The sequence below is a fragment of the Pseudomonas sp. R62 genome (assembly GCF_000257605.1).
Classification (GTDB): Bacteria; Pseudomonadota; Gammaproteobacteria; order Pseudomonadales; family Pseudomonadaceae; genus Aquipseudomonas; species Aquipseudomonas atacamensis.
Genome location: NZ_JH635998.1, coordinates 2,179,265 through 2,193,397, shown reverse-complemented (window position 1 = coordinate 2,193,397; position 14,133 = coordinate 2,179,265). Strand labels below are relative to the sequence as shown.

Genomic DNA, 14,133 nt, shown 5'->3' with positions numbered 1-14,133 from the left:
ATCAATCGCACAATAAGCGGCTGACGGATTAACCGCCAAACTTCTTGCGGATCTGCTGGACGGTGCGCAGCTGGGCTGCAGCCTCGGCCAGACGTGTGGCAGCGGCGCCGTAATCGAAGTCCGCGCCTTTTTCGTTCAGGGCATTCTCGGCAGCCTTGAGAGCTGCCTGAGCCTGAGCTTCATCCAGGTCGGCGGCACGTTGCACGGTATCGGCAAGTACCTTGACCATGTTCGGCTGAACCTCGAGGAAACCACCGGAGATGTAGAACACCTCGGCTTCCCCGCCTTGCTTGATCAGGCGGATCGGACCCGGCTTGAGATTAGTGATCAGCGGCGCGTGACCCAGAGCGATACCAAGATCACCCAGTGCACCGTGCGCAATCACCATCTCGACCAGGCCGGAAAAAATTTCCCCTTCCGCGCTGACGATATCGCAATGGACTGTCATAGCCATCTGATTGCCTCAACCTAAATTAGCGCCCGTTGCCGGGCGCCGGGATTACAGTTTCTTGGCTTTCTCGATCGCTTCTTCGATGCCGCCAACCATGTAGAACGCTTGTTCTGGCAGGTGGTCGTAGTCACCGTTGAGGATGCCTTTGAAGCCAGCAATGGTATCTTTCAGGGAAACGTATTTACCCGAAGCACCGGTGAAGACTTCAGCCACGAAGAACGGCTGCGACAAGAAGCGCTGGATCTTACGAGCACGGTTAACCAACTGTTTGTCGGCTTCCGACAGCTCGTCCATACCCAGGATCGCGATGATGTCTTTCAGCTCTTTGTAACGCTGCAGAACATACTGAACGCCGCGAGCGGTGTCGTAGTGGTCCTGGCCGATCACGTTCGGGTCCAGCTGACGCGAAGTCGAATCCAGTGGATCTACCGCCGGGTAGATACCCAGGGAAGCGATGTCACGGGAGAGAACGACGGTGGCGTCCAAGTGGGCGAAGGTGGTCGCTGGCGACGGGTCGGTCAAGTCGTCCGCAGGTACGTATACCGCTTGGATCGAGGTGATCGAACCTTCCTTGGTCGAAGTGATACGTTCTTGCAGAACGCCCATCTCTTCAGCCAGGGTCGGCTGGTAACCTACTGCCGAAGGCATACGGCCCAGCAGTGCGGATACTTCAGTACCGGCCAGGGTGTAACGATAGATGTTGTCGACGAACAGCAGAACGTCGTTACCTTCGTCACGGAACTTCTCGGCCATGGTCAGGCCAGTCAGTGCTACGCGCAGACGGTTTCCCGGCGGCTCGTTCATCTGACCGTAAACCAGCGCCACTTTGTCCAGAACGTTGGAGTCCTTCATCTCGTGGTAGAAGTCGTTACCCTCACGAGTACGCTCACCCACACCGGCGAACACGGAATAACCGCTGTGCTCGATGGCGATGTTACGGATCAGTTCCATCATGTTTACGGTTTTGCCTACACCGGCACCACCGAATAGACCGACTTTACCGCCCTTGGCGAACGGGCAGACCAGGTCGATAACCTTGATGCCGGTTTCCAGCAGGTCGTTGCCGCCTGCTTGCTCGGCGAACGAAGGTGCTGCGCGGTGAATGCCCCAGCGCTCTTCGGTGTCGATCGGGCCAGCTTCATCGATCGGGTTACCGAGGACGTCCATGATCCGGCCCAGGGTTGCTTTACCGACCGGTACGGAGATGGCTGCGCCAGAGTCGGTGACTTCCAGACCGCGCTTCAAGCCCTCGGTGGAACCCATCGCAATGGTACGCACCACGCCGTCGCCCAGCTGCTGCTGAACTTCCAGGGTGGTTGCGGCCGCGCTTTGTACAGTCAGCGCGTTGTAGATGCTCGGTACGCTGTCGCGTGGAAATTCCACGTCGATAACGGCGCCGATGATTTGAACGATACGTCCGCTACTCATAGCTGGATCCTCTGAATATTTGAACCGTTAAACCGCGGCAGCGCCGCCGACGATTTCCGAGATCTCTTGGGTGATCGCAGCCTGACGCGCCTTGTTGTAGATCAGCTGCAAATCGCTGATCAAATCACCGGCGTTGTCGGTAGCGTTCTTCATCGCGATCATCCGCGCAGCCTGTTCAGCCGCGTTGTTCTCGACCACCGCCTGGTAGACCTGCGACTCGACGTAACGGACCATCAAGCCGTCAAGCAGCTCTTTGGCGTCCGGTTCGTAGAGATAGTCCCAGTGGTGCTTGAGATCCTGATCCGGGGTTGCCACCAGTGGAATCAACTGCTCCACGGTAGGCTGTTGCGTCATGGTGTTGATGAACTTGTTGGACACCACGGACAGGCGGTCGATACGGCCGTCCAGGTAGGCATCCAGCATCACCTTGACGCTGCCGATCAGGTCATTGATCGACGGCTCTTCACCCAGGTGGCTGATAGCTGCAACGACGTTACCGCCGAAGTTGCGGAAAAAGGCCGCACCCTTGCTACCGACTACACACAGATCAATCTCGACGCCGTTTTCGCGGTTTACCGCCATGTCCTTGACCAGGGCCTTGAACAGGTTGGTGTTCAAGCCGCCGCACAGACCACGGTCACTGCTCACGACGACATAACCGACGCGCTTGATTTCGCGGTCGATCATGAACGGGTGGCGGTATTCCGGGTTGGCGTTGGCCAGATGCCCAATTACCTGGCGGATACGCTCCGCATAAGGACGGCTAGCAGCCATGCGCATTTGTGCCTTGCGCATTTTGCTGACCGCCACTTTTTCCATGGCGCTGGTAATCTTTTGCGTGCTTTTGATGCTCGCAATCTTACTGCGAATCTCTTTTGCGCCTGCCATGTAACACCTATCAGGTTAGCAAGCGGGAGCCTCGCGGCTCCCGCTGCGGCTTACCAGGTTTGGGTGGCCTTGAACTTCTCGATACCGGCTTTCATGCCAGCGTCGATTTCGTCATTGAAGTCACCTTTAACGTTGATCTTGGCCATCAAATCGGCGTGATCGCGGTTGAAGAAAGCGATCAGCGCTTGTTCGAAGCTGCCGACCTTGGCGATTTCAATGTCAGTCAGGAACCCACGCTCAGCGGCATACAGCGACAGCGCCATGTCAGCGATCGACATTGGTGCGTATTGCTTCTGCTTCATCAGCTCGGTAACGCGCTGACCATGCTCAAGTTGCTTGCGGGTCGCTTCGTCCAGGTCAGAAGCGAACTGGGCGAATGCCGCCAGTTCACGGTACTGAGCCAGAGCGGTACGGATACCACCGGAGAGCTTCTTGATGATCTTGGTCTGAGCGGCACCACCCACACGGGATACCGAAACACCGGCGTTCACTGCAGGGCGGATGCCCGAGTTGAACATGGCCGATTCCAGGAAGATCTGACCGTCGGTGATGGAAATCACGTTGGTCGGAACGAACGCGGAAACGTCGCCAGCCTGGGTTTCGATGATCGGCAGTGCGGTCAGGGAACCGGTTTTGCCGGTCACTGCGCCGTTGGTGAACTTCTCTACGTATTCTTCCGAAACGCGGGATGCGCGCTCCAGCAGACGGGAGTGGAGATAGAACACGTCGCCTGGGTAAGCTTCACGGCCTGGTGGACGGCGCAGCAGCAGGGAAATCTGGCGGTAAGCCACTGCCTGCTTGGACAGATCGTCATAAACGATCAGCGCGTCTTCACCGCGGTCGCGGAAGAATTCACCCATGGTGCAACCGGAGTACGGTGCCAGGAATTGCAGCGCAGGAGATTCCGAAGCACTGGCAGCCACGATGATCGTGTTGGCCAGGGCGCCGTTTTCTTCCAGCTTGCGAACCACGTTGGCGATGGTCGATTGCTTCTGACCGATTGCAACGTAGACGCAGAAAATGCCGCTGTCTTTCTGGTTGATGATCGCGTCGATCGCCAGAGCGGTTTTACCGATCTGACGGTCACCGATGATCAGCTCACGCTGGCCACGGCCGACAGGGATCATGGCATCGACAGCCTTGTAGCCAGTCTGTACAGGCTGGTCTACCGACTTACGCCAGATCACGCCTGGAGCAACTTTCTCGACCGCGTCGGTCTCGGTGTTGCCCAGTGGACCTTTGCCGTCAACAGGGTTACCCAGAGCATCGACTACGCGGCCCAGCAATTCCTTACCAACAGGAACTTCGAGGATGCGGCCGGTGCACTTGGCGCTCATGCCTTCAGCCAGCGACTGGTAGGAGCCCAATACCACGGCACCTACGGAGTCCTGCTCCAGGTTGAGAGCCATACCGTAGACGCCGCCCGGAAACTCGATCATCTCGCCGTACATGACGTCGGCCAGACCGTGAATCCGCACGATGCCGTCAGATACGCTGACGACAGTGCCTTCGTTACGGGCTTGGGAGGTCACATCGAGCTTGTCGATGCGGCCCTTGATAATTTCACTTATTTCGGAAGGATTGAGTTGCTGCATTGCTCTGCTGCCCCTTCAAACTCAAGATTTCAATGCTTCGGCAAGTTTCGCGATTTTGCCGCGAATCGAGCCATCGATAACCAGGTCGCCGGCGCGGATCACGACACCACCAATCAAGGCAGCGTCCTCCGCAACTTGCAGGCGCACTTCCCGGTTGAGTCGTGCACTGAGAACCTTGGCGAGTTTGTCTTGCTGTTCTTGGTTCAATGCAAATGCACTGGTTACTTCAACGTCTACCGATTTCTCTTGTTCGGCCTTGTACAGGTCGAACAGAGCGGCGATCTCCGGCAGAAGCAGGAGACGGTCGTTCTCGGCAACGACGTTGATGAAATTGCGTGCCTTTTCATCAAACTTGTCGCCGCACACGTCAATGAACGTGGCGGCCTTTTCTGCGCTCGTCAGTCGCGGGGCCTTGAGCACGCGCTGCAGGGTGTCGTCTTGCGACACCGCTGCTGCCAGGCCGAGCATGGCTGACCAATTGGCCAGTTGCTGGTGGGCCTGAGCGTGCTCGAAGGCCGCCTTAGCGTAAGGTCGGGCCAACGTGGTCAGTTCTGCCATGATCGCCCTCGCTTAGATTTCAGCAGCCAGTTGGTTAACCAGCTCTGCGTGCGCGTTTTGATCGATTGTGGCACCCAGGATCTTCTCGGCGCCGCCGACAGCCAGCAAGCCCACTTGGGCACGCAGCTTGTCTTTGACGCTGTTCAGTTCCTGTTCGATCTCGGCTTGAGCCTGAACCTTCACACGGTCAGCGTCGATACGGGCTTTTTCAACAGCCTCTTCGACGATCTGGTTACCGCGTTTCTTGGCTTGCTCGATGATTTCAGCTGCCTGAGCTTTCGCTTCGCGCAGTTGCTGACCCGCTTTCTCTTGGGCCAACTCCAGGTCGCGAGCTGCACGGCTGGCAGCGTCCAGACCATCAGCGATCTTCTTTTGACGTTCGTGCAGAGCAGCGATGACCGGAGGCCATACATACTTCATGCAGAACAGTACAAAAATCAGGAACGCAACGGACTGGCCAATCAGGGTCGCATTAATGTTCACGCCAACACCTCGCAGTTACGTTGTCCATCACACCAAATTACCCGGAAGATCCGAGTAATCAGCCAGCGATCTGACCAACGAACGGGTTCGCAAAGGTGAAGAACAGAGCGATACCAACACCGATCATGGTTACGGCGTCGAGCAGACCGGCAACGATGAACATTTTCACTTGCAGCATTGGAACCATTTCTGGCTGACGCGCTGCGCCTTCCAGGAACTTGCCGCCCAGCAGGCCGAAACCAATTGCGGTACCCAGTGCGCCCAGGCCGATCAACAGTGCAACAGCGATAGCGGTTAGACCAACTACAGTTTCCATCTTTCCTCCCGACTTTTACGTCGTATGGTTTAGGTTTTTTAGATTAAAGCGGTAAAACAAATCGTTTCAGCTGCCCCGCAAGGAGCTCCCTCCCGTTTGACCGGGAGGAACATCAGACTAGTCGAGACTGGTCTTAATGGTTTTCTTCGTGCGCCATCGACAGGTAGACGATGGTCAGCATCATGAAGATGAACGCCTGCAGGGTGATGATCAGGATGTGGAATACAGCCCACGCCCACTGCAGAACAACGCCCAGGCCGCTGAGCCAGAGCAGGCCGCTGCCGAACATCACAGCGATCAGAATGAACACCAGCTCGCCGGCATACATGTTGCCGAACAGACGCAGAGCCAGAGAGATCGGCTTGGCGATCAGGGTGACGAATTCCAGCAGGAAGTTCACCGGGATCAGCAGGGCCTGAACGAAGATGTTCTTGCTGCCGAACGGGTGCAGGGTCAGTTCGCCGATGAAGCCGCCGATGCCCTTGACCTTGATGCTGTAGAAAATGATCAGTGCGAACACCGAGAACGCCATGCCCAGAGTCGCGTTCGGGTCGGTAGTCGACACGGCGCGGAACGGGATGTGGGCATCGCCGGAGATCAGGATGGCCAGCTGAGGAATCCAGTCGACCGGTACCAGGTCGACGGCGTTCATCAGGAACACCCAGACGAAGATGGTCAGCGCCAGCGGTGCAATCACCGGGCTACGGCCATGGAAGCTGTCTTTCACGCTGCCATCGACGAATTCGACCAATACTTCAACGAAGTTCTGCAAGGCACCCGGCTGACCCGACGTCGCTTTCTTCGCCGCCATGCGGAAAAGAAGAACGAAGATCAGACCCAGCGCGACCGACCAGCCGAGGGTATCGACGTGGAAAGCCCAGAAGCCCATTTCCTTGGCCTCTGCTGCGGTGTGGGCAAAGCCCCAGCCGCCGTTGGGTAGCTGACCGAAAGTCAGGTTCTGCAAGTGGTGCTGGATATAGCCCGAAGCGGTTGTCTCTGCCATGGTTGCCTCAAACGCCCTAAGGTCTCGAAAGTCTTGTTCTCATCAGCAGGGGAGCGAACCAGCTGACCGACTGCGTCAGCACGAACACGCCGAATACTGCGATCGGCGCCAGTGGCTTCACACCTGCGAACACCAGTGCAAACAGCACTGCCGTCAAAATAAGTTTGCCTGCCTCGCCGGCATAAAAAGACCGGACGATGGACTGGGCTGCTCGGGCGCCGGAAAACCGAAATGCCCTGTGAGCGAAATAAACATTGGGCAGCAAGGCTATCAGGCCTCCGCAAAGTCCCGAGTATCCGGCAACGACTCCATGCCATTGCCAGAGCGCCAAAGCGGCAATGAGCAGAATGACAAATTGAGCCATCAACACCGGAAAAACCGCCAGGCGATGGAAAGGCAAGCGGTTTGGCGTGCGGGTTTCCATCACAGTTGCTCTCCAATGGTCGGCTGCCGAAATTCAATAACTTGGCATAATTTGTGCCGACAAAATGCGCGCAGAGTATAGGGGCGGTTCTGCCCCTATTCAACTGTCAGGTAGTGATTTCCGACTGCGCGCTACATGAGGAAATGTTTCAGCGGATGTGTGCGAGCACACCTTGAAGCTCGTCAAGCGAGTTATAACCAATCACCAATTGGCCTTTGCCCTTCTTGCCATGGCGAATCTGCACCGCAGAGCCTAGGCGCTCGGCCAAACGCTGCTCGAGGCGAGCGATGTCCGGGTCGGGTTTTGCAGCTTCCACAGGCTCCGGTTTGCCACTCAACCACTGGCGAACCAGTGCCTCGGTTTGGCGCACAGTCAGCCCTCGTGCGACAACATGTCGCGCCCCTTCGACCTGCTGATTGTCCGGCAGACCGAGCAAGGCACGCGCGTGACCCATTTCCAGGTCACCGTGCGACAGCATCGTCTTGATCACTTCAGGCAGTGCAATAAGTCGCAACAGGTTAGCCACAGTCACCCGCGACTTACCCACAGCCTCGGCGACCTGCTGCTGAGTCAGCTGGAATTCCTGCTGCAAGCGCTGCAAGGCGACGGCTTCTTCGATCGGATTGAGGTCTTCACGCTGGATGTTCTCGATCAGCGCAATCGCAATGGCGGTTTCATCCGGCACATCGCGAACCATCGCCGGGATGGTTTCCTGCCCGGCCTGCTGACTGGCGCGCCAGCGGCGTTCACCGGCAATGATCTCAAACCGACCGCCGCCAATCGGGCGCACCACGATCGGCTGCATCACGCCTTGGGCCTTGATCGACTGCGCCAGCTCTTCCAGGGCCTGCGGGTCCATGTCACGGCGCGGCTGATATTTGCCGCGCTGCAGCAGGTCCAGCGGCAGGTGTTGCAGTTCGCGGGTGTCGGCCTGCGCGGCTTGTTCTTCCAGCGCGCTGACCGTCGGACCACTCAGCAGTGCATCCAGTCCACGTCCGAGACCTCGTTTCTTGACGGCCATGGGGATTCCTTAAGTTGGCTGAGCAGCAGCAATGCGTGAATTTTTGCGCTGACGACGAACCATCTCGCCCGCCAGAGCCAGATAGGCCAGAGCGCCACGCGATTGCTTGTCGTAAGCCAGCGCCGGCATGCCGTAGCTCGGTGCTTCGGCCAAGCGAATGTTGCGCGGGATCACCGTGTCGTACAGCTGATCGCCGAAGTGTTCCTTGAGCTGCGCCGAAACATCGTTCATCAGGCTCAGGCGCGGGTCGTACATGGTCCGCAGCAGGCCTTCGACTTTCAGGTTCGGATTGAGCAGTTCAGCGATGCGCTTGATGTTATCCACAAGGTCGCTCAAACCTTCCAGCGCAAAGTATTCGCACTGCATGGGAATAATCACCCCATCAGCGGCGACCAGTGCATTGAGTGTGAGCATCGACAGCGACGGTGGGCAGTCGATCAGAATGTAGTCGTAGTTGTCCCGGATCGGCGCCAGCGCACTGCGCAGACGGCTTTCCTTCATCTGCATTTCCAGCAGCACCACTTCGGCCGCGGTCAGATCGCGGTTGGCCGGCAGCAGTTGATAACCGCCGTGCTCGGAGAAGTGCATGGCCTGGCCCAGATCGCATTCACCGATCAGCAGATCGTAGACCGAGTTTTCCAGACCATGTTTATCCACACCGCTACCCATGGTGGCGTTGCCCTGTGGATCGAGATCGATCAACAGCACCCGGCGCTTGGTCGCGACCAGGGATGCTGCGAGGTTGATGCAGGTGGTGGTCTTGCCCACACCACCCTTCTGGTTCGCTATCGCGAATACCTTAGCCATTCTTGCTTGTGTTCCCAATCATGCCGTGCGGCGCAGTATCAGCAGATGGCGTTGGCCTTGGCAACCGGGGACGGCCAGGGCGTGTTCGCTATCGAGTTTGAAATCTGCCGGCAATGCTACCAGCTCATCGGCCGGATGAACGCCCTTCATTGCCAGCCAGCGTGTATCGGCATCGCCCAAGTGGCGAGTCCAGTTGGTAAAGTTTTCCATGCTGCTGAATGCCCGGGAAATGATCCCGTTGAATGGCTGCGCAGGCTGGAAGGCTTCGACGCGACTGTGGATAACTTGCAGGTTATCCAGCTTCAGCTCCAGTTTGACCTGAGTCAGGAAGCGGGTTTTCTTGCCGTTGCTGTCCAGACAGGTCACCTGCGAGTCCGGATACAGGATCGCCAGCGGGATACCAGGCATGCCACCGCCACTGCCGACATCGAGCCAGCGACCGTTTTCGATAAACGACATCACGCTGAGACTATCGAGCAAGTGCCGCGAAACCATTTCGTCTGGATCTCGCACGGCGGTCAGGTTGTAGGCCTGGTTCCATTTGATCAACAGGGCCAGATAACCCAGCAGCAATTCGTGCTGGGTTTCTGTGAGATTGACACCGAGCTCGCGGGCTCCTGTGGATAACTCTTCGGCATGTTGCGAAGTGACCTTGGCACTCAAGCGCTTTGCTCCAACTGACGGCCCGCGCCGCGTTTTTTCAAATGAATCATCAACAGCGAAATCGCTGCCGGGGTCACGCCCGGGATCCGCGAAGCCTGGCCCAGAGTCTCGGGACGTGTGGCGCCGAGCTTGCTCTGGATCTCCTTGGACAGACCCGAGATGTTGGTGTAATCGATATCCACAGGCAATTTCGTGTCTTCGCTGGCGCGCAGACGGGCGATTTCGTCCTGTTGGCGGTCGATGTAACCGGCGTACTTGGTCTTGATCTCGACCTGCTCAGCGACCTGTGGATCTTCCGCGCCCTGCCCGGTCACTTCGACCAGACCGGCGTAATCGATTTCCGGACGGCTCAACAGGTTGAGCAGGTTGTACTCGTGAGTCAGCGGCGTGCCAAATTTCTCGGCAATCGCATCGCCCTGCGGGGTGTTCGGCCGCACCCAGGTGCTTTTCAGGCGCTGTTCTTCAAGCTCGATGCTTTCGCGTTTCTTGCAGAAGGCCGCCCAGCGCGCGTCATCGACCAGACCGAGCTCGCGACCTTTTTCGGTAAGACGCAGGTCGGCGTTGTCTTCGCGCAGAATCAGGCGGTACTCGGCTCGGGACGTGAACATGCGGTACGGCTCTTGGGTGCCGAGGGTGATCAGGTCGTCGACCAGAACGCCGATGTACGCTTCATCGCGGCGCGGACACCAGGCTTCTTTGCCCTTCGCGCGCAGTGCAGCGTTGGCCCCGGCGAGCAGCCCTTGAGCGCCAGCTTCTTCGTAACCGGTGGTGCCGTTGATCTGCCCGGCGAAAAACAGACCGCCGATGACTTTGGTTTCCAGGCTGTACTTCAGGTCGCGCGGATCGAAGTAGTCGTACTCGATCGCATAACCCGGACGCACGATGTGTGCGTTTTCCATGCCGCGGATCGATTGCACGATCTGCAATTGCACGTCGAACGGCAGGCTTGTAGATATCCCGTTCGGATACAGCTCATGGGTGGTCAAACCTTCCGGTTCGATGAACACCTGATGGCTTTCCTTGTCGGCAAAGCGATGAATCTTGTCTTCGATCGACGGGCAATAACGCGGGCCGACGCCTTCGATCTCCCCGGCAGCGGAATACATCGGCGAACGATCGAGGTTCGCCGCGATGATTTCGTGGGTACGCGCATTGGTATGGGTAATCCAGCAACTGACCTGGCGCGGATGCTGTTCCTTGTTGCCCATGAACGACATCACCGGGATCGGAGTGTCACCCGGCTGCTCGGTCATCACCGAGAAATCCACCGACTTGCCATCAATACGCGGCGGTGTACCGGTTTTCAGGCGCCCGACACGCAATGGCAACTCACGCAGACGGTGGGCCAGAGCAATAGACGGTGGATCACCGGCGCGACCGCCGGAGAAATTCTGCAAACCGATGTGGATAAGTCCGCCGAGGAAGGTACCGGTAGTCAACACCACGGAATCAGCGAAGAAGCGCAGACCCATTTGCGTGACGACACCCCGGACTTGTTCATGCTCGACGATCAGGTCGTCAGCAGCTTGTTGAAATATCCACAGGTTCGGCTGGTTTTCCAGGATTTCGCGGACAGCGGCTTTGTAAAGAATCCGGTCGGCTTGCGCACGGGTCGCCCGTACGGCCGGACCCTTGCGGCTGTTCAACACGCGAAACTGGATGCCGCCCTTATCGGTAGCCATGGCCATCGCGCCGCCGAGGGCGTCGATTTCCTTGACCAGGTGGCTTTTGCCGATGCCACCGATGGCCGGGTTACAACTCATGGCACCGAGGGTTTCCACGTTATGCGTCAGCAACAGGGTTTTTGCCCCCATGCGTGCTGACGCCAGTGCTGCCTCGGTACCGGCATGACCGCCGCCGATGACGATCACTTCAAAACGGGAAGGGAAATCCACCACGCACCTCGTGCCTGCTTAAGTAGGTCATTCAGGAAATAGTTGAGCTCAGGTTTCTGGACCTGGTCGGCAAGTATAGGGACTTCGCCCTTTCTAAAGAACCCTTTGCACAAAATTTAACCAGCTGTGGAGAACTCGAGGTTAAAAGAATAAAAAAGAGAGAAATTTATAAAACCTTTGTTTTTATGTTTATTCTTACTGAACCACCTTTCTGTGGATAGATCGCTACAGGCCTTGTTTTTCAACATGTACAGAGATCCAAAACTCTGTGCTCATCTGGCAATGAGGCCATTGGATAACCGGTTTAAGCCTGTGGATGAATCGGTTGGTTATCCACAGTGCCGGTTATATCCAGTTTTCCACCCCATTTATCAACTGCCCTCAGTAGCAGTTATTCACAGGGCTTAATCCACAGAAAAGCGCCAACAAGGTTTTTTTCCGGACGCAAAAAAGCGCCAGCGAAGGATCGGTGACGCTTGGCAAGCCAAGGGCAGGAAAATGAAAAGGCTATTGTGAGAGGACGTAACAGAAGCTAATAATAGCCATTATCATTAACTCGTCAGTTTTCCCATGTCCCTACCCGCCCACACCGCTGCGATCGAGCGAATCTACGAGCAACATCATTCGTGGCTGTATGGTTGGCTCAAGGGCAGACTGCACAACGGCTGCGATGCAGCCGATGTGGCGCATGACACGTTTTTGCGAGTTCTGGCCGCGCGCAATGCGGCTCATATTCGTGAGCCGAGGGATTACCTGACGACCATTGCACGCGGGCTGCTCATTGATCGTTATAGACGCAGGGCCATTGAAAGCGCTTATCTGCAGGCCCTCGCAGCTCGGCCGGAAGCGACGACCGTCAGCGAAGAAGACAGAGCGCTGATCATTGAAACCCTGGTTGCTGTGGATAAAGCATTGACCGGATTGGGCACGCGCACACGGCAGATCTTCATGCTTTCGCAAGTCGACGGACTGACTTATCAACAGATCGCTGTGCAATTGGAGGTTTCGCTGACCACAGTGAAAAAACACATGGTTCGCGCCCTGACTGAATGCGCGCTGATCATGGCGCAACCATGATGGCCGTCGCTACAGACCGTCAGGTCTTCGAAACTGCCGCCAGCTGGTATGTGCAGTTTCAATCCCAGCCACCGACCCCTGCCGAACAGAAAGCCTGGCAGTTGTGGATAGACAGCGATCCGGCGCATCTGGCGGCGTGGAACCAGATGGAACAATTACAGCGCCACCTCGGTACGCTGCCGCAGGATCTGAAACGACGTGCGCTCAATAGCGGCCAACAAAGACGCCAGGTACTCAAACTGCTATTGCTTGCGGCGGGAACAGGTTTCGTTGGCTGGAACGTTCAACGCCACACCTCCCTCGGCAACGTCTGGGCCGACTATAAAACCGGTGTGGGTCAGCGTCGCACCATCAGCTTGGCCGATGGCAGCCAGATCCAGCTCAACACCGACTCGGCCATTGATGTCTCTTTCGACGCAGCACAACGCCTGATTCAACTGCGTGCCGGTGAAATCCTTGTCCAAACCGGCAAGCTTGGCGATCAGCGGCCGTTTTATGTGCAAACCCGCGAAGGGCGGATTCAAGCATTGGGCACCCGGTTCTCGGTGCGTCAGATGCCGAACTCAACCCGGGTCGGCGTACTGGAGGATCGAGTCAGTGTTCAACCTGCGCAGTCATCCACTGCTGCGCTCATCCTGAAAGCAGGCGAAGGCGCGGATTTCGACAGTCGGCACATCGGCCTCAGGCAACCCTTCCAGTCATCAGAAGTGGCCTGGATCAACGGCCAGTTGATCGTTCTCGACGCGCGCCTGGGCGATGTCATCGCAGAGTTGGGGCGCTATCGCAGTGGTGTATTGCACTGTGATCGCCGCGCTCGGGATCTGCGGGTCTCCGGGACCTTCCGGCTCGATTCGACCGACGCAGTGCTGGCCAATCTCAAGGCTTCGTTGCCGATCAACGTCCGCTATTTCAGTCGTTACTGGGTCTCGATCAGCCACAGCGTTTGATCAGAAAAACGCCTGGGGAAAATAATCGTAAACAGGGTTATCTTTTTGCGCCCTGACCCGGCCCTACAGGTAATCGCGATCAACGCGGCTCTTCGCCACCTTCAGGGCTAATCCACACATGCGTCTTCCCACCTTGCGTCAGCGCTTTTCTCCACATTGCATTGCATGCAGCTTATTGATGGCCAGCGCTGCGTCCTGTCTGGTGATCAGCAACAGCGCCTTCGCGGCGTCGACATCCCAGCGCTTCGCCATTGCCGCCGGCCCGCTGGATAGTGCCTTGAGCCAGTTCGCCGCTGCCGCCAATGTGATTCTGTCGTTCTCGCCGCAGCAGACCAGCCGCTTGCGCAGTGCCGGTTTAAATGGCGATTTCAGCGTCGAACAAGGTTTCGCTCAATTGCTGCAAGGCTCGGGTTTACAGGCATTGCCACAAGCCCCCGGCAGTTACATACTGCAGAATGTGCCCAGCGGTGACTCCCTGGAACTGGCGCCGACCAACATCAATGCGCAGTTGGGCAATCCAATGAATCTGGATTACGCCGCCGACGTCGGCTACAAGGCGCAAAACAGCCGGATCGGT

General features: G+C 57.3%; 16 protein-coding genes. 3 read left to right on the top strand and 13 right to left on the bottom strand.

Going from position 1 to position 14,133, the window contains the following annotated elements; all coding sequences use genetic code 11:
* Positions 1 to 28: 28 nt before the first annotated feature.
* From OQK_RS10880 to mnmG, 13 genes are all read right to left on the bottom strand, one after another.
* The gene (locus OQK_RS10880) at positions 29 to 454 is read right to left on the bottom strand and encodes a F0F1 ATP synthase subunit epsilon (RefSeq protein WP_016772407.1); all 426 of its coding nucleotides are present in this window, start codon (positions 452 to 454) and stop codon (positions 29 to 31) included.
* Between the two features lie 45 nt (positions 455 to 499).
* A complete protein-coding gene (atpD, locus tag OQK_RS10875; RefSeq protein WP_016772406.1) occupies positions 500 to 1,879 on the bottom strand; it encodes a F0F1 ATP synthase subunit beta in 1,380 nt (459 codons plus the stop codon).
* A 27-nt stretch (positions 1,880 to 1,906) separates the two neighbouring features.
* On the bottom strand, positions 1,907 to 2,767 hold the full coding sequence (gene atpG / locus OQK_RS10870; protein ID WP_007911960.1) for a F0F1 ATP synthase subunit gamma: 861 nt from the start codon (positions 2,765 to 2,767) through the stop codon (positions 1,907 to 1,909).
* Positions 2,768 to 2,817: 50 nt separating this feature from the next.
* The gene (gene atpA, locus OQK_RS10865) at positions 2,818 to 4,362 is read right to left on the bottom strand and encodes a F0F1 ATP synthase subunit alpha (RefSeq protein WP_016772405.1); all 1,545 of its coding nucleotides are present in this window, start codon (positions 4,360 to 4,362) and stop codon (positions 2,818 to 2,820) included.
* Between the two features lie 21 nt (positions 4,363 to 4,383).
* Positions 4,384 to 4,920: a F0F1 ATP synthase subunit delta gene (locus tag OQK_RS10860; RefSeq protein ID WP_016772404.1), complete on the bottom strand. Its 537-nt coding sequence runs from the start codon at positions 4,918 to 4,920 to the stop codon at positions 4,384 to 4,386.
* 12 nt (positions 4,921 to 4,932) lie between these two features.
* Complete coding sequence (locus tag OQK_RS10855) at positions 4,933 to 5,403, bottom strand: F0F1 ATP synthase subunit B (RefSeq protein WP_016772403.1); 471 nt, start codon at positions 5,401 to 5,403, stop codon at positions 4,933 to 4,935.
* Between the two features lie 58 nt (positions 5,404 to 5,461).
* Positions 5,462 to 5,719 carry a F0F1 ATP synthase subunit C gene (gene atpE, locus OQK_RS10850; protein ID WP_003097235.1) on the bottom strand — a complete coding sequence of 86 codons (258 nt, stop codon included), beginning with the start codon at positions 5,717 to 5,719 and terminating at the stop codon, positions 5,462 to 5,464.
* Positions 5,720 to 5,852: 133 nt separating this feature from the next.
* Entirely contained in the window at positions 5,853 to 6,722 is an 870-nt protein-coding gene (atpB, locus tag OQK_RS10845; protein WP_016772402.1) for a F0F1 ATP synthase subunit A, read from the bottom strand.
* Positions 6,723 to 6,738: 16 nt separating this feature from the next.
* On the bottom strand, positions 6,739 to 7,146 hold the full coding sequence (locus OQK_RS10840) for a F0F1 ATP synthase subunit I (RefSeq protein ID WP_016772401.1): 408 nt from the start codon (positions 7,144 to 7,146) through the stop codon (positions 6,739 to 6,741).
* 148 nt (positions 7,147 to 7,294) lie between these two features.
* Entirely contained in the window at positions 7,295 to 8,167 is an 873-nt protein-coding gene (locus tag OQK_RS10835; protein WP_007960777.1) for a ParB/RepB/Spo0J family partition protein, read from the bottom strand.
* A gap of 9 nt (positions 8,168 to 8,176) precedes the next feature.
* Complete coding sequence (locus OQK_RS10830) at positions 8,177 to 8,974, bottom strand: ParA family protein (protein ID WP_016772400.1); 798 nt, start codon at positions 8,972 to 8,974, stop codon at positions 8,177 to 8,179.
* Positions 8,975 to 8,992: 18 nt separating this feature from the next.
* On the bottom strand, positions 8,993 to 9,637 hold the full coding sequence (gene rsmG / locus OQK_RS10825; RefSeq protein ID WP_016772399.1) for a 16S rRNA (guanine(527)-N(7))-methyltransferase RsmG: 645 nt from the start codon (positions 9,635 to 9,637) through the stop codon (positions 8,993 to 8,995).
* Positions 9,634 to 11,532, bottom strand: coding sequence for a tRNA uridine-5-carboxymethylaminomethyl(34) synthesis enzyme MnmG (gene mnmG / locus OQK_RS10820; protein WP_016772398.1), 1,899 nt, complete (start codon positions 11,530 to 11,532; stop codon positions 9,634 to 9,636). The genes rsmG and mnmG overlap by 4 nt, the downstream gene beginning before the upstream one ends.
* Before the next feature lie 570 nt (positions 11,533 to 12,102).
* On the opposite strand from mnmG, the gene OQK_RS10815 reads away from it, so the two are divergent.
* From OQK_RS10815 to OQK_RS10805, 3 genes are all read left to right on the top strand, one after another.
* Positions 12,103 to 12,609 (top strand): sigma-70 family RNA polymerase sigma factor, encoded by a 507-nt coding sequence (locus tag OQK_RS10815; protein WP_016772397.1) that lies wholly within the window; start codon positions 12,103 to 12,105, stop codon positions 12,607 to 12,609.
* On the top strand, positions 12,609 to 13,556 hold the full coding sequence (locus OQK_RS10810) for a FecR domain-containing protein (protein ID WP_016772396.1): 948 nt from the start codon (positions 12,609 to 12,611) through the stop codon (positions 13,554 to 13,556). The genes OQK_RS10815 and OQK_RS10810 overlap by 1 nt, the downstream gene beginning before the upstream one ends.
* 118 nt (positions 13,557 to 13,674) lie before the next feature.
* Positions 13,675 to 14,133, top strand: a 459-nt coding sequence (locus OQK_RS10805) for an STN domain-containing protein (protein WP_177318476.1), incomplete at its 3' end; no start/stop codon positions are given.